The organism is Flagellimonas olearia (genome assembly GCF_009184425.1).
Lineage (GTDB): Bacteria > Bacteroidota > Bacteroidia > Flavobacteriales > Flavobacteriaceae > Flagellimonas > Flagellimonas olearia.
This window is the reverse complement of the sequence record NZ_WELG01000001.1, coordinates 1,268,524-1,286,419: the sequence shown is the minus strand read 5'-3', so window position 1 is coordinate 1,286,419 and position 17,896 is coordinate 1,268,524. Positions and strand designations below refer to the sequence as shown.

The following is a 17,896-nucleotide window of genomic DNA, read 5'->3' as shown; positions in this document are numbered from 1 at the left end:
AATATGAAGGATGCGGTAATCCGTGAGATCACTCTGGAAGACAATGCGCAGGTAGCCCAAGTGGTTCGCAAGGTTTTGGAGGATTTGGGCGTGCCCAAAGTTGGGACCGCCTATGCCGACAAGGCTTTGGATGATATGTATGCCGCCTATGATATGCCCAAAGCCAATTACTTTGTTGTGGAATATGATGGGCGTATCATTGGCTGTGCTGGAATTGCACCTTTGGATAACTATGATGGAAACGTGTGCGAGCTTCAAAAAATGTACTTTTTGGAAGAAGCCAGGGGAAAGGGACTTGGCGCGCAGATGATTAAGGTATGCTTGGATAAGGCCAAGACCTATGGTTTTGAGGCTTGCTATTTGGAGACCATGCCTTACATGGAATCGGCCCAAAAACTTTACCAACGCAGCGGTTTCGAATATATTGATGCCCCCATGGGCAATACAGGGCATTATTCCTGTCCGGTGTGGATGCTAAAAAAACTGTAATGCTGCTCCAAGAAATCAAGACCATTTTTCATAAGGAATTGGATGGTGTCTATCCCAAAGAGGAAGTGGATGCATTCTTCTACCGATGTATTGAACATTACTTGGGATTGGAACGGTTTGTGTTGGTGGTGAAACCCAACACCACGGTGAACAAGGAAGAAGAGCAGCCCCTGTTTGAAGCTTTGACACAACTGAAGCAAGAACGACCTCTGCAGTATATTTTGGGCACGGCCCATTTCATGGACATGGAGTTTACCGTCAATGAAGATGTGCTCATTCCCCGACCCGAAACCGAGGAACTCGTACAATGGATTATGGATGATGTGAAAAGTCAGACATCCGACATCGGATATCAGATGTCAGAAAACGAACATCGGACATCAGAAATAAGAATACTGGATATTGGCACAGGAAGCGGTTGTATTGCCATAGCCTTGGCCAAATACATCCCCACTGTAAAGGTCTACGCTTTGGATATTTCCGAAAAAGCCCTAGACGTAGCTCGCAAGAATGCCGAAGCCAATTCCGTGGACGTTACCTTTATGAAACAAAGCATTCTTGACCCTAGACTTGATCTTGAACTTAATTTTGATATCATCGTTTCCAATCCACCTTATGTCAGGGAGTTGGAAAAAAAGGAGATAAAGAAAAATGTAGCCGACCACGAACCCCATTTGGCACTCTTTGTTCCGGATGAAGACCCTTTGCTGTTTTATAGGGCCATTGCCCGTTTTGCTAACAGAAGACTTACCAAAAAAGGGAGTTTGTATCTGGAAATCAATCAATATTTGGGAGCAGAAACCCAGTCCCTTTTGAAAGCCCATAATTTTTCGGAAATTGAACTCCGAAAGGACATCTTTGGCAATGATAGGATGATCAAGGCGAATCCCAATCCATGAAAAGTATTTCGGTTTTTTGCGGTAGTAGTAATGGAAATGATACAACCATTGTCCGTGAGTCGTATGCATTGGGTACGTTATTGGCCCATGAACATATGACCTTGGTTTATGGCGGGGCCAAAGTAGGCCTTATGGGGCAGGTGGCCAACGGGGCGCTGGATCATCAAGGAAAGGTTATTGGTGTGATTCCCGATTTCCTGCGGTCCAAGGAAATTTTCCATGACGGGATTACCGAGTTGATCGTAGTAGACAGCATGCAGGAGCGGAAAATGAAAATGCACGAACTTTCGGAGGGTACCATTGCCCTGCCCGGTGGGTTTGGTACCCTTGAAGAATTGTTCGAGATGATCACGTGGGCACAGTTGGGCCTGCACACCAAGCCTATCGGAATTTTGAATATCAATGGGTATTATACCAAGCTGTTGGAATTTTTGGATGGCATGGTGGCCACAGGACTATTGAAACAAGAAAATAGGGATATGCTTTTAGTGGATACAACTTCTGAAGGACTTCTGGACCAGATGAGGGCATACCAGCCTACAGCAACCCCAAAATGGATTAAAAAAGATCAGATATAGCAGATGAGCAGCATCGAACAAAAAATTGCATCCCTAAGGGATGAGCTCCGGGAGCATAACTATAAATATTATGTGTTGGACCAACCTTCCATTTCGGATTTTGAGTTTGACATGAAACTCAAGGAACTCCAAAAACTGGAAGAAGAGCATCCCGAGTTCCATGACCCAACATCCCCGTCATTGCGGGTTGGGGGAGCGGTGACCAAGAACTTTGAGACGGTAGTGCATGAGCATCGGATGTATTCGTTGGACAATTCGTATTCCAAGGAAGATCTGGAGGATTGGGAAAAGCGCATCCAACGTATTTTGGGTGATGTGCAGGTTGAATTCACCTGTGAGCTGAAATATGATGGCGCTTCCATAAGCCTCACCTATGAGGATGGACGATTGGTACGGGCGGTGACCCGGGGAGATGGTTTTCAAGGCGATGAGGTCACCACGAACATCAAGACCATCAAATCCGTTCCTTTGCAATTAAAAGGGGACTACCCTCAAAAATTTGACATCCGAGGTGAAATCATTCTCACTCTTGAAGGTTTTGCCAAAATGAACCAAGAGCGGGTTGAAGCGGGGGAAGACCCTTATATGAACCCAAGGAATACCGCTTCGGGAAGCCTTAAACTGCAAGACAGTGCCTTGGTGGCCCAACGTCCTTTGGAGTGTCTGTTGTATAGCATTACTGGAAATAATTTGGGCATCAAGACCCAATTTGAAGTATTGGAAAAAGCAAGACAATGGGGTTTTAAGGTGCCTACCGTGGCCAAGTTGTGCAAATCTACCCAGGAAGTGATGCAGTTTGTGGACTATTGGGACACCCACCGCCATAGTCTACCCTACGAAACCGATGGAGTGGTGATCAAGGTAAACAGTATCCAAAATCAAGAGGAATTGGGCTATACCGCGAAATCCCCGCGTTGGGCCATGGCTTACAAATTCAAGGCGGAACAGGTGTCCACCGTGCTCAATGAAATCACCTACCAAGTGGGGCGTACCGGAGCTATTACTCCAGTGGCCAATCTAGAACCTGTACTGTTGGCCGGGACCACAGTAAAACGGGCTTCCTTGCATAATGCGGACCAGATTGCCAAGTTAGATGTCCGTGAGGGGGATACCGTTTTTGTGGAAAAAGGAGGGGAAATCATCCCGAAGATCGTAGGAGTGGATTTCTTGAAGCGTTCGGCCGATTCAAAACCCACGGAATACATTACCCATTGCCCGGAATGTGGCACCGAGCTGATCAGGAAAGAAGGAGAGGCGCAACACTTTTGCCCCAACGACACCGGTTGCCCCACCCAGATAACGGGAAGGATCCAACATTTTATCTCCCGGAAGGCCATGGACATTGAAGGCATGGGCAGCGAAACGGTGGAATTGTTGTTCAAGGAAGGACTGATTGCCAATTATGCCGACCTATATATACTGACCAAGGAGCAAGTGGTGCCCTTGGAGCGAATGGCGGAAAAATCTGCAGAAAATCTGGTGAATGGCGTAGCGGCATCAAAATCCATTCCTTTTGAAAGGGTTTTGTTCGCTCTGGGAATCCGATATGTCGGGGAGACCGTTGCCAAAAAACTGGCCAAGGCCTATAAGAATGTCGATGCTTTAATGGTGGCCACCCAAGAGGAATTGGTCGCTGTGGACGAAATAGGAGAGCGAATCGCTGAAAGCGTGATTCGTTTCTTTGCGGAACCCACCAATGTGGCCCTTGTGGAACGATTGAAATCCTACGGATTGCAGTTTTCATTGTCCGAAGAGCAACTGGAAAATCAAACCGACAAGTTGAAGGGGCAGACTTTTGTAGTGTCCGGTGTTTTTGAAAACATCAGTCGGGATGAACTCAAAAAACTCATTGAGGACAATGGGGGAAAGGTGGCTTCATCCATTTCATCCAAGACCAGTTTTGTGGTTGCGGGCGACAATATGGGACCCAGCAAGAAGACCAAGGCCGAGAGTTTGGGCGTACCTATCATTTCGGAGCAAGAATTTATGGAAAAAGTAAGCGCATGATCCCTGAAAACTATCCGTCATTTCAAAAAACCTTAGCACAGGGCAAGCCTTTGGAAACATGGCCCTTGGCCCTTCAGGCCCTTTGGTATGATGCCTGTGGCGATTGGGAGACTTCGCATGATATTGCGCAGGACCTTCATACCCCTATGGGTAGTTGGATCCATGCGTACCTCCATAGAAAAGAGGGCGACGATTGGAATGCCAAATATTGGTACTCTCAAGCGGGCCAATCTTTTCCCCGATATGGTTTGGAAGAGGAACTCCGGATATTGGTAGAAGCCAATCTGTAAACAATAAAAATGCCGACTTTTAGTCGGCATTTTCTATACTATTTAGGTGGTATTGTCACTGTTTGAACAGTTTCACGACTTCGCTGGAATTGTCATCATACGTCAATTGAAGAAAGTACAGTCCGGCAGGCCCTCTGGAACTGGATAGGTCTAAAGTGGTCTGCTGTCCACTGCCAATTTTCCCTTTGGGAACCGTGTATTTATAGCCTCCACCATCGGTAAGGATGGCCTTTTTAATAGACCGTCCCTCCAATAAGGTAATATTGATGTTGCTTGAAAAAGGATTGGGATACACGGCCACTACATTATCAGCTCCGGCCGAAGGGTCATCTCCTCCATCATCCTGAGCGTTGGGACTTTCCATGATTTCACGGTTCACCTTACCGTTCCATCCTATGTCATCAAAAATGGAAAGAACAATGGGGCCGGGACCATCAAAAGAGGCTCCTGTGGACAAAAACGGAACCATAAGTCCGTTAGGTCCGCCCGCGTAGGTGAAATAATCCAAGTGCGAATAGCTTGAGCCGGGCAACCAAATATCGGTAAGCCCCGGAATTTCACCACCTAAAATATCGGAATCCAATATGGTGAACACCTGGGCGCCTTTACCTTGGGTGGTTCCCTTGATTCGAGGTCCCTTGGCGGTCAAAGGGCCGGAAAGGAGCATATCGCCCAGTTCCGTGGTAAAATTCCCGTATTTGTTTTCCTTCAAGATGGATTTTCCGTCGGCTGAATGGGCCAATCGGTCATAAATGGCCGGGAAAATGGGATTGGGAATGCCAAATCCATAATCTCCAACACCGGTTTCGTTGTCCACATACAAAGAACCGAAGAAGCCCAGTCCATGACCCAGTTCATGCAGCACCACGGACTTAAAGTCGTACATGCCTGCAGGGGTATTCCCATCGGTACCATAATACCAGTTTGGAAAAACTGTACTGAAGTTGGCGATGATATCATAGCTTTCGGGAGAAAGGTCCTCTCCGGATAGCTTATCGGCCAAGGCGTTGCCGTACCATGTGTTTCGCTCCAGCCCCGGGGCGTTGGCAAAAACACTGGTAGGACCTGCAGAGCCCAAAATGCCTTCATCCAAAGGTTGAAAAACAGCGGCCACATAGATGGGTATATCTGAGGACAATAGGCTTGCCCATGCATTCACTGCGGATTGGAACGCTGTGGCGGCAATGATAAAATCTTCCACGGGCAGCGCAGGGTCAAAATTGTAATAGTCCACAATAATGTTGGCACCTGTCGCGGATTTTTTGGTGTTTGAAGCGGATTTAACGCTTCCGTTCATCCGCAGTCCGGAGCGTGCGCTCCCAATACTGTGATGGGTTGCCGCTGCGGCATCGGTAGCATGGATTTCACAGGCAATGTCACCATTACTGTTTACCGTCAATTGACTAATTGGTCCTGGAAGGGACTTTTGGCTTTGCGCCAATGAAATGGATGAGGTCAAAAGAAAGCTAAAGAGTAGGGATAGGGAAAGATGTCTGGGGTGTAGGGTAAAAGTCTTTTCTTTCATATATAATGGTTTGTGTGATTCCTCTAAAATGTTAAAAATTTAACGAAAAACAAAGGGTTTGTTCCACTTTTTTAGGTTAACAATATGAAGCGATGGGAAAGCTGCATTTCATCGGATAAATTGTGGGTTTTATCCGAGGTATGGTTGGTAAGTTGAAGTCCAATTGTCAAGTTGAATGAGGACAGTGTTGTTCGTTGCCCATTTTCAATTGTGCTCCTAAACGGAAATACTCACTCCTTGAGCCGTGGCCTTTTTCGTGGCATCAAAATAAAAATCGATTCGGCCCACATTCAGGCCATAACAGCCTACTTGGTTCACCAATACGGAATCCCCATTTTGGTTGATGCGAACATCGGGTTTTTCCAAAAAAGTATGGGTGTGTCCCCCAATAATCAATTGGGTGTGGCGGGTGCGTTGCGCCAGTTGCGTATCGGAAGGACGTTGAGGGTTTTCATAATCATATCCCAAATGTGATAGGCAGATGATGAGGTCGCACTGTTCCTCTTCCTTGAGTTGGCGTTCCATGTCCAAGGCCATTTCAAACGGGTCCAAATACCGGGTTTCTTTGTACAGACGTTTGGTCACCAGCCCGTCCAAGGCAATGCCGAGGCCGTATACGCCAATTTTGATGCCATCCACCATATAGGTTTTGTAAGGCCTTACATAGCCATCCATGACCGTATTGGAAAAATCGTAGTTGGCCGATAGCATATCAAACGAGGCGTAGGGCATTTGGGCCAATAGTCCGTCCACACCATTGTCAAAATCGTGGTTGCCAATGGTAGCGGCGTCGTACTTGAGCTTGCTCATCAGTTTAAACTCCAGCTCGCCCCCATAAAAATTGAAATAGGGGGTGCCCTGAAAGATATCCCCGGCATCAAAAAGCAAGGTATTGGGATTCTCATTACGTATCTGCTCCACTAAAGTTGCCCTTCGCGCCACCCCGCCCAAGTTGGGATATTGGGAGTGCGAGTTTGGGAAAGGGTCAATATGACTGTGTACATCATTGGTGTGGAGAATGGTGATTTTTTTTCCGCTGAGGTTGGAGCAGGAGCTAAGCCCCAGTCCGCCCATACCCACCAAAGTGGATGCTGCTGCCGTGTTGGTAATAAAGTCCCTTCGTTTCATTTAATCCAATTGTATAAATCTATCATCAACTACGGCATTCAAGGTGTCCGCTTTTCTAAAGTGGTCAATTATGGCATTGCGGAGGAGGTAATCTACGTCGGTCGTGGAAATAGTGTCCTTAAAAAAACCAATACTGGGTCCACCCTGTACCAGATAGTCCGATGTACCCACAAAATAGCTTCGGGTTTCATCAAAGGGCTTTCCTTGGATGTTCACCGATTCCAAACTGCCCTTTTTGTCCAATACGATCTGCATGCCTGAAAAAGGATGCCTTCGAGAGGCATTGATCAAAAAGGAAATAAGTTCCCGAACCGCCGAACCGCTCATTTCCACGATGGCAATCCTGTTTTCAAAGGGCATGACCTCATAGGCATTCCGGGCACTCACATTTCCTTCGGAAATTATGGAACGGACCCCGCCGTAGTTGAGGACCACAAAATCCAGATCATTTCCCGTCCTGGATTTGAATATGGGCGCGGTTTCCTCAAAAACAATATCGGCCATGAGATTGCCCATGGAGGTATTGCGTTTGCCATCATCCAACAAAAAGGGTTTTGGGGCATAGGCCAGAGTACTGTCCAGCACTTCGTTTATCCGGTTCCTGAATGGCGCAACAAAGGATGCAATGGAATCCACTTCCTCCAATGAAGCATTGATGGGAAGCTGTTTCCCCTCGATTTTTGAAAGTTGCTGAGGCCCCTCTTTGCAGGAAACCACAGAACATAATGTTATAAATATAACAAACTGTTTTAATTTTAAAACACTCACCTGCGTATCTTTGTCATGTAGTCTTGGTAGAATATTTACCTTTGTAAAAATGCATAAAATTATGTTTATAAAGGGGCTCCAAGATAAATTTAAGGTTAAATCAGGGCTTAAATATTTAAAGGAGGAAATGGAAAAACCTCCTGTTCCCGTAAACCGGGAAAAGGGAATTACCAGTATAGGCTGTATAGTGGATGCCGATAATTTCCAGAATGCAGAGGCCTTTTATGAGTTGATCGGTGAATATTCCCTAAAACCCAATGCCATAAAGATCATTGGATACAAACGGGAGTACGACAAAAGCTCCCCTTATGCCATTCAAATGTATTCCGATAGGGATTTGGGATGGAAGGGACAAATAGAGAACGGTTACGTTCTGGAGTTTTTGGGTAGGGAATATGATATGCTGATCAATTATTACGAGGAAGACAACCTCATGATGAAGTTGTTGTCCGTAAAGGCCCAAGCCCGATTGAAAGTAGGTTTGGGAACACAGGATCCCAAAGTCAATGATTTGATCTTAAGTACACCTTTGAAGGATTTTGAGTTGTTCAAAGGAGAGTTAAAAAAATACTTGAAGGTTCTAAAAGAATTGTAATGGAACAGTTGGTAGGAACGGGCGTTGCTTTGGTAACCCCCTTTACAGAAGATTTTTCGGTTGATGTGAACGCCTTGGAGCAGATTGTGGAGCACAATATCCAGGGTGGGGTAGATTATCTTGTGGTCATGGGGACCACGGGGGAATCCGCTACCTTGTCCAAGGCCGATAAACTTTTGGCCATGGATGTTGTGGTACGCACCAATGCTGGGAGATTACCCTTGGTATTGGGAGTGGGAGGGAACAACACCGCGGCTGTTGCAGAAGAATTGAGTACTCTTGACCTATCCGATTTTGATGCCATACTGTCCGTTTCCCCGTATTACAACAAACCTACGCAAGAAGGAATATATCAGCATTTCAAGGCTATAGCCAAGGCTTCCCCAAAACCAATCATACTATACAATGTACCTTCCAGAACAGGAAGCAATATGTTGCCGGAAACCACATTGCGGTTGGCGCATGACGTCCCCAACATTATTGGCATCAAGGAAGCTTGTGGTGATATGGTACAGATTGATAAGATCATCAAAGGAAAGCCTGAGGCCTTTATGGTGATTTCAGGGGATGATTTTACGGCACTTCCTACGGTTTTGGCGGGTGGTGCAGGAGTAATCTCTGTTTTGGGACAGGGATTGCCCAGTCAATTTTCCAAAATGATCAACCTTGGGCTGGAAGAGAGTGTGGATGAGGCCTATCAAATACACCATAGCCTATTGCCTTTGATGCAACTCATTTTTGAGGAAGGCAACCCAGCCGGGATAAAAAGTGTCTTCGAAAGCCTTGGGCTTTGTAGGTCTACGGTACGCTTGCCCTTGGTGGATGCCACGGCTTCGCTCAAGAACAGAATCGGTACTTTTTTGCGGGCATTGGACACGGCACATGCCTAAATAAAGTTAAAACTTGCCCAAAACCTTGGTGAGTGGCCATGGTACCCCTTACTTTTGGGTACCAAATTCTTTTTTTAAATCCGTTCATTATCACTAATTTTGCAAAATGTTTTTGAAAATGAGGTCCATTCTCCCTTTTCTGTTTGCGATAGTTTTTCTTTCGTCCTGTAGCGAGTATCAAAAAGCGCTTAAAAATGAGGACGTAAAGACCAAATATGACATGGCCGAAAAACTCTATGAGGAAGGCGACTATAAAAGAGCTGTTCGATTGTTTGAGCAGATTGCCCCAAAGTATGTGGGAAGACCACAAGGTGAAAGGGTGATGTTCTTTTTCGCCGACAGTTACTTCCAGAACAAGGATTATTATCTTTCTGGATATCAGTTTGAACGTTTCATGAAATCGTATCCCAAGAGCGAAAAACTTCAAGAGGCCAGTTTTATGGGAGCCAAAAGCTATTATATGCTTTCCCCGGCCTATTCCTTGGATCAGACGGATACGGATAAGGCCTTGGCCAAGCTGCAGACCTTTATCAATACCTATCCAGAATCGGAGCACTTTGAAGAGGCCAATACCATGGCCAAGGAGTTGACTTCCAAAAAAGAGAAGAAACAGATGGAAATTGCCAAACAGTTCAATAAATTGGGTGCTTGGGATTATTCCATATTGGTTTCGGCGATTACCGCATTGGATAACTTTGTTTCGGACAATCCAGGTTCCATTTATAGGGAAGAGGCATTGTACTATCGTATCGAAGCTACGGCCACATTGGCCTTGAACAGTGTAGACAATAAAAAGGAGGAGCGTCTTAGAGAAGCTCTTGATTCGTATAAAAATCTATTGCGCTACTATCCTGAATCGAAATTCAAAAAGAAGGCCGACAACCTTTCCGATAAGATTCAAAAGGAGTTGAGCGCGTTTACCGTTATTTCCGATTCCAAATAAATAGTTTTTTAAAACAGTTGCATATGCAAGATTTGAAAAATACAAAAGCCCCGGTTTCCACAGTGACCTTGAACAGGAATGAGTTCGATGACAAGACCGGGAACATTTACGAAGCCATTTCCATAGCTTCCAAACGTGCCATCCAGATCAATTCCGAGATCAAAAAGGAATTGTTGGAAAAGTTGGAAGAGTTTGCCACGTACAGCGATAGCTTAGAAGAGGTTTTTGAGAACAAGGAGCAGATTGAGGTTTCCAAGTTCTACGAAAAATTGCCAAAACCACACGCCTTGGCCGTATTGGAGTGGTTGGAAGACAAAATCTACTACAGAAATACAGAGAAAGACGCCTAAGAAATGTTGGGCGGTAAAAATATCCTTTTAGGTGTTACCGGGGGAATTGCCGCCTACAAGACCACATTTCTGGTCAGGTTATTGATAAAAGCTGGTGCCCAGGTCAAAATAGTGATGACCCAGAGTGCCGGCTCTTTTGTTTCTCCCCTTACACTGTCCACCTTGTCCAAGAATCCGGTGCTCACCGATTTCGTCAATGAGGAAGATGGCAGTATCTCATGGAACAATCACGTGGAACTCGGTCTGTGGGCCGATATCATGCTCATAGCACCTGCAACGGCCAATACCCTCTCCAAAATGGCCAATGGGGTATGCGATAATCTGCTTTTGGCTACCTATTTGTCCGCAAAATGTCCGGTGTATTTTGCTCCGGCCATGGATTTGGACATGTATCAACACCCTTCCACGAAAGCTTCCATTGAAAAATTGGAGTCATTTGGTAATATTTTGATTCCGGCCGAATCCGGCGAACTAGCCAGCGGATTACACGGCGAAGGTCGCATGGCAGAACCTGAAAACATTGTAAGCTTTCTTCAAGACCATTTGACGGAAGGATTGCCCTTGAAAGGAAAGAAAGTACTTATCACAGCAGGACCTACGCACGAAGCTTTGGACCCTGTTCGCTTTTTGAGTAACCGCTCTTCTGGGACCATGGGTTTTGAACTGGCCAAAAAAGCGGCCGATTTAGGTGCAAAGGTGGTTTTGGTCTCCGGACCTACAAACTTATCCGTAGAGCACCCCTCCATTGAACTGAAGAGGGTCACTTCGGCCCAAGAAATGTACGATGCCTGCCATGTGCATTATGCCAAAACCGATATTGCCATTTGTGCAGCGGCCGTGGCCGACTATCGACCCAAACATGTGGCCAAGGAGAAAATGAAGAAGAAGGAAGGCGATTTGCATATTGAATTGGAGCGCAATCCAGATATACTTCTTTCATTGGGAGAAGCCAAGACCCATCAGTTTTTGGTCGGGTTTGCCTTGGAGACGGAAAACGAACTTGATAACGCCAAAGGCAAACTACAACGCAAGAATCTGGATGCCATTGTACTGAACTCCCTTAAAGATGATGGAGCAGGTTTTGGCGGAGCTACCAATAAAATTACCTTCATTGATAAGAATTTGGGGATAAAAACGTTTGGATTGAAGACGAAGCCCGAAGTGGCCTCGGATATTTGGGAAGAAATCATTGCAGCCATCCATGCGTAACATACTAGTGTCCACTTTTTTTCTACTTGTTTCTTTGGCGGTTTCCGCACAGGAGCTCAATTGCGTGATCACGGTCAATTCGGACCAAGTGGGTCAGACCAATCAGCAGATTTTCAAGACGCTGGAGCGTTCATTGAATGATTTTGTGAACAATACCAAGTGGACCAATAGGGTCTATCGGGAAAACGAAAGGGTCAATGCGCGTATGTTTATTACGGTGACCCAATACGAATCCGATCGTTTTGAGGCCAATATCCAAATACAATCCTCACGGCCGGTGTTCAACACCTCTTATGAAAGTCCGGTTTTTAACTACAAGGACGATGCCTTTAATTTCCAGTATCAAGAATTTCAACCGTTGGTGTATAATCCCAATGTGTTCGATTCCAATTTGGTTGGGGTTATCTCGTACTATGTGTATGTGGTCTTGGGCTTGGATGCTGATACATTTTCTTTGGAAGGTGGTGGCGATCATTACCGTAGGGCCCAGAACATTGTTACCCAGGCGCAAGGATCAAACTATAGTGGATGGAGCCAAGAAACCGGGGAACGTACCCGTTTTGAATTGGTGGACAATCTTTTGAGCAATTCGTTCCGGGAATACCGCATTGCTATGTACAATTACCACAGAAAGGGGTTGGATATCCTTGGGGACAACAACAGCACCGGAAAGCAGGTGATCGCCGGGAGTCTTCGTTTGTTCGAGACTTTAATCAAAAGACGACCCAATGCCTTCTTGATCCAGACCTTCTTTGACGCTAAATCAGAGGAAATCCAAAATATCTTTTCCGATGGGCCTAAGATCGATATTGTAAAGCTTAAGGAAACCCTGAACAAAGTGGCCCCGTTTTATTCCAATACCTGGAACGAAATAAATTACTAGCGCAGTTCTCCAAAGACAATTATCTTTACGGAGAAAATTTTCCAATTTGCTAGCAAATCTTTCCATCCAAAACTATGCTTTGATTGACGATGTCAATGTCACCTTTTCCAATGGTTTTACCACAATTACAGGGGAGACAGGGGCGGGAAAATCCATTTTGTTGGGAGGGCTTTCCTTGGTTTTGGGCAAACGGGCCGATCTGTCTTCGCTCAAAAACACGGAGCAGAAATGTGTGATTGAGGCAGAATTCGACATCTCCAAATATGGGTTAAAACCCTTTTTTACGGAAAATGATCTGGACTATGAGGACCGGACCATCATTCGAAGGGAGATTTTGCTCAGTGGTAAGTCAAGGGCTTTTGTCAATGATACCCCGGTTACTTTGGATGTGCTCAAAGCCTTGGGCGATAGATTGGTGGATGTACATTCCCAACACCAGACCCTTCGTTTAACGGAAAACGACTTTCAATTAAAGGTGGTGGATGCACTCGCGGCCAACTCGGAAAATCTACAACAATACAAGGTCCATTTGGCCCAACATACAAAGGCTTCAAAAGAATTACGGGAATTGGAGGATTTTCAATCCAATGCCGATAAGGAGCACGAGTACAATAGTTTTCTATTACAAGAATTGGAAGCAGCCAAGTTAAAAACTGGAATGCAGGAAGAGCTGGAGGACGAATACGAGCAGTTGAGCAATGTGGAGCAGATCATGGAGCAACTGGCGGCCGGATACCAGCTTCTGAATGAGGAGCAGCTGGGAATTTTGGGACGTTTGGCCGATTTAAAACGGGCGTTTCAAAGCCTGTCAAGTTTTGGTTCTGCCTACGCATCCCTCAACGAAAGAATACAGTCTGTCCTAATTGAGACGGATGATATTGCTTCGGAGTTGGAAAGCATGAAGGATGCCGTGGAGGCCAATCCAGAGCGTCTGGAAACGGTGAATGGACAATTGCAGCTGTTGTACGATCTACAGAAAAAGCATCATGTGGCTACCGTGGATGAACTTATCGCAATACGGGAAGAACTGTCCCGAAAAGTGGAAGCGGTCGCCAATATTGAAGCAAAGATTGACGCCAAACGGGCCGAGGTTTCGCAAATCACCAAGCAAGTAGACGATTGGGCCGGAAAAATAAGCAAGGCCCGGCAATCGGTCATTCCGCAACTTAAAGATATGCTGCAGGAGAACCTGTCCGCTTTGGGCATGCCTTCGGCAAGTTTTAAGATTGAGGTAAATCCAACTAATACCTTCAAAACAAACGGCAAAGACGATTTGGTCTTTTTGTTTTCAGCCAATAAGGGTTCGAACTACGGAGAATTGAAAAAGGTAGCTTCGGGAGGGGAGTTGTCCCGAATCATGCTCACCATAAAGTCCATTCTGGCCACATACGAACAATTACCCACCATGATGTTCGATGAAATTGATACGGGCGTTTCCGGGGAAATTTCAAACAAAATGGGAGAGATCATGCAACAGATGAGCAAGACCATGCAGGTATTCTCCATCACCCACTTGCCCCAAGTGGCCTCCAAAGGCCAGCATCAATTCAAGGTGTTCAAGGAAGAGCAGGAGGGGAGTACCAGTACCCAAATGAAAAAGCTCAGTGTTGACGAACGTGTCCAGGAATTGGCCGAGATGTTGGGAGGCAAGTCCCTGTCCGAATCGGCCTTGGCCCATGCAAGGCAGCTTTTACAGTAAGGGCATGGACCATACATTTGCCCAAAAAGCACAAAACTTCAAAATAGAATAAATATCTTTGTCGCAGAACCAACAATAGCAAAACACCTATGGCGTATAATCTTTTAAAAGGAAAAAGAGGAATTATTTTTGGAGCTTTGGATGAGAATTCCATCGCTTGGAAAACGGCTGAACGCGTGCATGAGGAAGGCGGTACATTTGTATTGACCAATGCACCGATTGCCATGCGGATGGGACAGATCAAGGAATTGGCGGCGAAGACCAATTCAGAGATCATTCCTGCCGATGCCACCAATGAGGAAGATTTAAACAACCTTGTGGAAAAGGCCACGGAAATCTTAGGAGGAAAATTGGACTTTGTGCTGCATTCCATAGGAATGTCCGTAAACGTGCGAAAAGGAAAACACTACACTGATGAGAACTATGATTTCACCGCAAAGGGCTGGGATGTTTCGGCACTTTCCTTCCATAAAGTAATGCAGAGCCTATATAAGGCCGATGCCATGAACGAGTGGGGCAGTATCGTGGCCCTTACCTATATGGCAGCCCAACGAACTTTTCCTGATTATAATGATATGGCCGACAACAAGGCGTATCTGGAATCGGTGGCCAGAAGCTTTGGCTATTTCTTTGGAAAAGAGAAAAAAGTACGGGTAAACACCATTTCACAGTCTCCTACGCCCACTACTGCAGGCCAAGGGGTAAAAGGATTTGATGGCTTTATCAATTATGCCGAAAAAATGTCGCCTTTGGGCAACGCCTCGGCTGCTGATTGTGCCGATTATACCGTGAGTCTTTTTTCTGATCTGACCAAGAAAGTGACCATGCAGAACCTCTTCCATGATGGCGGGTTTTCCAATACAGGCGTAAGCCAAGAGGTAATCGATGAATTTACCAAGTAACTAACCTAGACCAAAGAGGTTTTCGGTTGTCACATCGAGCGCAGTCGAGATGTATATTACGTATTCAGGATTTTTAAAGCGTTCTCGACTGCGCTCGAACTGACATCAATACTTTTATGAACACTCTTTTCTCCATAGTGGTTCCCGTTTACAACAGGCCCGACGAAATTCGGGAGTTGTTGGAAAGTCTTTCCGTGCAGACTTTTCAGAAAGATTTTGAAGTGGTCATTGTAGAGGATGGCTCTTCGGACAGTTCCGAGGATGTGGTAAAGACTTTTCAGGATAACCTTGCCATTTCCTACTACTACAAAGCGAATTCCGGGCCAGGGGATTCCCGTAACTTTGGTATGCAAAAGGCCAAGGGGAATTACTATATCATCTTGGATTCGGACTGTATTTTGCCCAAGCAGTACCTCGCTGAAGTGGATAAGGAGCTTGAGAGGGAATTTGTACACTGTTTTGGTGGTCCCGATGCTGCTGATGCATCGTTTACCACGGTACAAAAGGCCATCAACTATGTAATGACATCCTTTTTTACAACCGGGGGTATCCGCGGTGGGAAAAAGTCCGTGGGAAAGTTTCAGCCGCGTAGCTTCAATATGGGAATCTCCAAGGAAGCTTTTGAAAAAGCGGGAGGGTTTGGACGTATCCATCCCGGAGAAGACCCGGATTTGACCTTTCGGATTTGGAAGGCGGGATTTGATACCCGTTTGTTTCCCCATGCGTATGTGTACCACAAAAGGCGTATTGACTGGAATAAATTCTACATTCAAGTGAACAAGTTTGGGATGGTTCGGCCCATTTTAAACCTTTGGCATCCGGGCACTGCACGTCCAACCTATTGGTTCCCTACTTTTTTTATGTTGGGACTCTGTGTGTCCCTTGTGTTGGCCTTGATGGGCATTTTACTGCCATTGGTGTTGTACGGCTTCTATTTTTTGGTGCTGTTTGTTGATGCCTTGCTCAAGAACGCGAACCTAAAAGTGGCCATTTTGGCCCTGTTTGCGGCGTTGACACAGTTTACAGGATACGGAATAGGTTTTTTCAAGTCCACAATCTTGCTTACATTTAGTAAGAAGGAACCTGAAGAACTGTTTCCAAAGCTGTTTTTTAAGAAGAAGTAAGAAGTGTTCAAAAAACTATTGCACGGCCTCAATCAAAGAAAAGTGAAAGTGTTTTCACTGTTTTTGCTGTGTTCTTTTTTGGCTTGGTTTTTAAGTAATCTATCCGAATCCTATGAATCCAGGGCCGACTTTACCATCAACTACAGGAACCTTCCGGATACACTTTTGTTGGGCAAGAATTCGGAAAATACCCTGGAGGCCAAGTTGAGGACCAGCGGGTTTCAGTTTTTGTACTTTAATTTTTTCAAGAAACGTATCGATTTGGATGTGTCCCAAGTGACCTATCAGAATGGGAAATATGTGTTGACAGAGGCAGTCTTGAAAAAGCAGATAGAACAACAGTTGTCCCAAAACATTTCACTGATGGATTTGGGACAGAGTCAATTGAATGTTGACCTCTATCAGGTAGTGTCCAGGGAAGTGCCCGTAAAAGCCGATTTAAACCTTCAATTTCAACCCAACTACATTTTGGATGGAGCATTGGAAATCACGCCAAGCCATGTGGTGGTCAAGGGGCCGGGAATTGAAGTGGATACTTTGAAGTCCATTGTGACGGGACCTGTTCAACTCGCAAACCTATCCGCTGATTTTTCAAGGGAAGTCCCTTTGGTTTTTCCCAAGGGATTGGACAATACCATCTTCTCCAATGGAAGGGTCAACGTCTCGGGAAAGGTAGTACGGTTTTCCGAGAAAGTATTCGAGGTTCCCGTTCAGGTAGTCAATCTGCCCGAAGGATATCAGGTAAAGACCTTTCCCAATGTGGTGACAGTGCTTTGTAAGGCTACTGTAGACCGATTAAAAGAGCTATCCCTCAATGATTTTGGGGTTACTGCGGATTATGGACAACTGAATGGGGCAGATAAGAATATACTCTTTCTTAAGCTGAGCAAAAGCCCCGAAAATGTTTACGATGTTAAATTGCAGGAACCCTCGGTGAACTTTGTATTGGAGCAAGAATGAAGATAGTAGGGCTTACAGGAGGCATAGGAAGTGGAAAAAGCACGGTGGCGCAGATGTTCATGGATTTGGGTGTTCCGGTCTATGATTCGGATGTTGAGGCCAAAAAATTGATGCACTCTTCAAAAAAATTGAAGGAAGAGATTATAAATCTACTTGGGGAGGATGCATACCAAGAAGATACGCTCAACAGATCGTTCATTGCCCAAAAGGTCTTTAATGACCCCGAATTATTGGAGCAATTGAACGGAATAGTGCACCCTGCGGTCCGGAAACATTTTTTGGCTTGGGCGGATATACAGAAAGCACCATATGTCATTCAGGAAACTGCACTTATTTTTGAGAATGGCACCCAAGATCAATATGACTTTGTTATTTTGGTGACTGCTCCGTTGAATACGAGATTACAACGGGTCGTGGAACGGGACGGAATCTCCGAACAGCAAGTACTGGACCGCATGGGAAACCAAATGGATGATGCCCAAAAAGTGGACTTGGCCCAGTTTTGTATTGTCAACACAGATTTGGAAACTACAAAGAACAAGGTTGGAGAACTTCACGCCAGACTTGTAACCTTGAGCTCTTCATAATTTTAACATTTTTGTTAAGGTTAGGTTAAACGGCCAAAGGCCTAAATGTTAAATATTTAATTTTGACCCA

Annotated in this window: 19 protein-coding genes; 16 read left to right on the top strand and 3 right to left on the bottom strand. The window is 45.4% G+C overall.

Annotated features, from left to right (window positions below):
• Positions 1-3: 3 nt before the first annotated feature.
• Genes F8C76_RS05540 through F8C76_RS05520 form a run of 5 tightly spaced genes read left to right on the top strand, consistent with a single transcriptional unit; the run spans position 4 to position 4,263 of the window.
• Positions 4-489, top strand: a complete 486-nt coding sequence (locus F8C76_RS05540; RefSeq protein ID WP_152130800.1) for a GNAT family N-acetyltransferase — start codon at positions 4-6, stop codon at positions 487-489.
• On the top strand, positions 489-1,388 hold the full coding sequence (gene prmC / locus F8C76_RS05535; protein ID WP_152130799.1) for a peptide chain release factor N(5)-glutamine methyltransferase: 900 nt from the start codon (positions 489-491) through the stop codon (positions 1,386-1,388). Before F8C76_RS05540 ends, prmC begins: the two co-directional genes overlap by 1 nt.
• Positions 1,385-1,966 (top strand): LOG family protein, encoded by a 582-nt coding sequence (locus F8C76_RS05530; RefSeq protein ID WP_152130798.1) that lies wholly within the window; start codon positions 1,385-1,387, stop codon positions 1,964-1,966. The genes prmC and F8C76_RS05530 overlap by 4 nt, the downstream gene beginning before the upstream one ends.
• A gap of 3 nt (positions 1,967-1,969) precedes the next feature.
• Complete coding sequence (gene ligA / locus F8C76_RS05525; RefSeq protein ID WP_152130797.1) at positions 1,970-3,973, top strand: NAD-dependent DNA ligase LigA; 2,004 nt, start codon at positions 1,970-1,972, stop codon at positions 3,971-3,973.
• Positions 3,970-4,263, top strand: coding sequence for a hypothetical protein (locus tag F8C76_RS05520; RefSeq protein ID WP_152130796.1), 294 nt, complete (start codon positions 3,970-3,972; stop codon positions 4,261-4,263). The genes ligA and F8C76_RS05520 overlap by 4 nt, the downstream gene beginning before the upstream one ends.
• 55 nt (positions 4,264-4,318) lie before the next feature.
• Here F8C76_RS05520 and F8C76_RS05515 read toward each other — a convergent pair whose 3' ends face one another.
• The 3 genes from F8C76_RS05515 to F8C76_RS05505 form a co-directional block, all read right to left on the bottom strand.
• Positions 4,319-5,788 carry a T9SS type A sorting domain-containing protein gene (locus F8C76_RS05515; RefSeq protein WP_152130795.1) on the bottom strand — a complete coding sequence of 490 codons (1,470 nt, stop codon included), beginning with the start codon at positions 5,786-5,788 and terminating at the stop codon, positions 4,319-4,321.
• 216 nt (positions 5,789-6,004) lie between these two features.
• A complete protein-coding gene (locus F8C76_RS05510) occupies positions 6,005-6,916 on the bottom strand; it encodes a bifunctional metallophosphatase/5'-nucleotidase (protein ID WP_152130794.1) in 912 nt (303 codons plus the stop codon).
• On the bottom strand, positions 6,917-7,633 hold the full coding sequence (locus F8C76_RS05505) for a 5'-nucleotidase C-terminal domain-containing protein (protein ID WP_249042364.1): 717 nt from the start codon (positions 7,631-7,633) through the stop codon (positions 6,917-6,919).
• Between the two features lie 112 nt (positions 7,634-7,745).
• Between F8C76_RS05505 and F8C76_RS05500 the strand changes: the two genes are divergently transcribed.
• The 11 genes from F8C76_RS05500 to coaE all read left to right on the top strand — a co-directional run bounded on the left by F8C76_RS05500 (position 7,746) and on the right by coaE (position 17,826).
• A complete protein-coding gene (locus F8C76_RS05500; RefSeq protein WP_116217896.1) occupies positions 7,746-8,279 on the top strand; it encodes a DUF6913 domain-containing protein in 534 nt (177 codons plus the stop codon).
• A complete protein-coding gene (dapA, locus tag F8C76_RS05495; RefSeq protein ID WP_152130792.1) occupies positions 8,279-9,169 on the top strand; it encodes a 4-hydroxy-tetrahydrodipicolinate synthase in 891 nt (296 codons plus the stop codon). The genes F8C76_RS05500 and dapA overlap by 1 nt, the downstream gene beginning before the upstream one ends.
• A gap of 106 nt (positions 9,170-9,275) precedes the next feature.
• Complete coding sequence (locus F8C76_RS05490; RefSeq protein ID WP_152130791.1) at positions 9,276-10,112, top strand: outer membrane protein assembly factor BamD; 837 nt, start codon at positions 9,276-9,278, stop codon at positions 10,110-10,112.
• A 23-nt stretch (positions 10,113-10,135) separates the two neighbouring features.
• Positions 10,136-10,462 (top strand): DNA-directed RNA polymerase subunit omega, encoded by a 327-nt coding sequence (locus tag F8C76_RS05485; protein WP_116217893.1) that lies wholly within the window; start codon positions 10,136-10,138, stop codon positions 10,460-10,462.
• A gap of 3 nt (positions 10,463-10,465) precedes the next feature.
• On the top strand, positions 10,466-11,671 hold the full coding sequence (gene coaBC, locus F8C76_RS05480) for a bifunctional phosphopantothenoylcysteine decarboxylase/phosphopantothenate--cysteine ligase CoaBC (RefSeq protein WP_152130790.1): 1,206 nt from the start codon (positions 10,466-10,468) through the stop codon (positions 11,669-11,671).
• The gene (gene porD / locus F8C76_RS05475; RefSeq protein WP_152130789.1) at positions 11,664-12,554 is read left to right on the top strand and encodes a type IX secretion system protein PorD; all 891 of its coding nucleotides are present in this window, start codon (positions 11,664-11,666) and stop codon (positions 12,552-12,554) included. Before coaBC ends, porD begins: the two co-directional genes overlap by 8 nt.
• 46 nt (positions 12,555-12,600) lie before the next feature.
• Positions 12,601-14,253: a DNA repair protein RecN gene (gene recN, locus F8C76_RS05470; RefSeq protein WP_152130788.1), complete on the top strand. Its 1,653-nt coding sequence runs from the start codon at positions 12,601-12,603 to the stop codon at positions 14,251-14,253.
• Positions 14,254-14,342: 89 nt separating this feature from the next.
• Positions 14,343-15,155, top strand: a complete 813-nt coding sequence (locus tag F8C76_RS05465) for an enoyl-ACP reductase FabI (protein ID WP_129652620.1) — start codon at positions 14,343-14,345, stop codon at positions 15,153-15,155.
• A 116-nt stretch (positions 15,156-15,271) separates the two neighbouring features.
• On the top strand, positions 15,272-16,279 hold the full coding sequence (locus F8C76_RS05460) for a glycosyltransferase family 2 protein (RefSeq protein ID WP_152130787.1): 1,008 nt from the start codon (positions 15,272-15,274) through the stop codon (positions 16,277-16,279).
• A gap of 42 nt (positions 16,280-16,321) precedes the next feature.
• Positions 16,322-17,239, top strand: a complete 918-nt coding sequence (locus F8C76_RS05455; RefSeq protein ID WP_152130786.1) for a CdaR family protein — start codon at positions 16,322-16,324, stop codon at positions 17,237-17,239.
• Positions 17,236-17,826, top strand: a complete 591-nt coding sequence (gene coaE / locus F8C76_RS05450; RefSeq protein WP_152130785.1) for a dephospho-CoA kinase — start codon at positions 17,236-17,238, stop codon at positions 17,824-17,826. The genes F8C76_RS05455 and coaE overlap by 4 nt, the downstream gene beginning before the upstream one ends.
• Positions 17,827-17,896 lie beyond the last annotated feature (70 nt).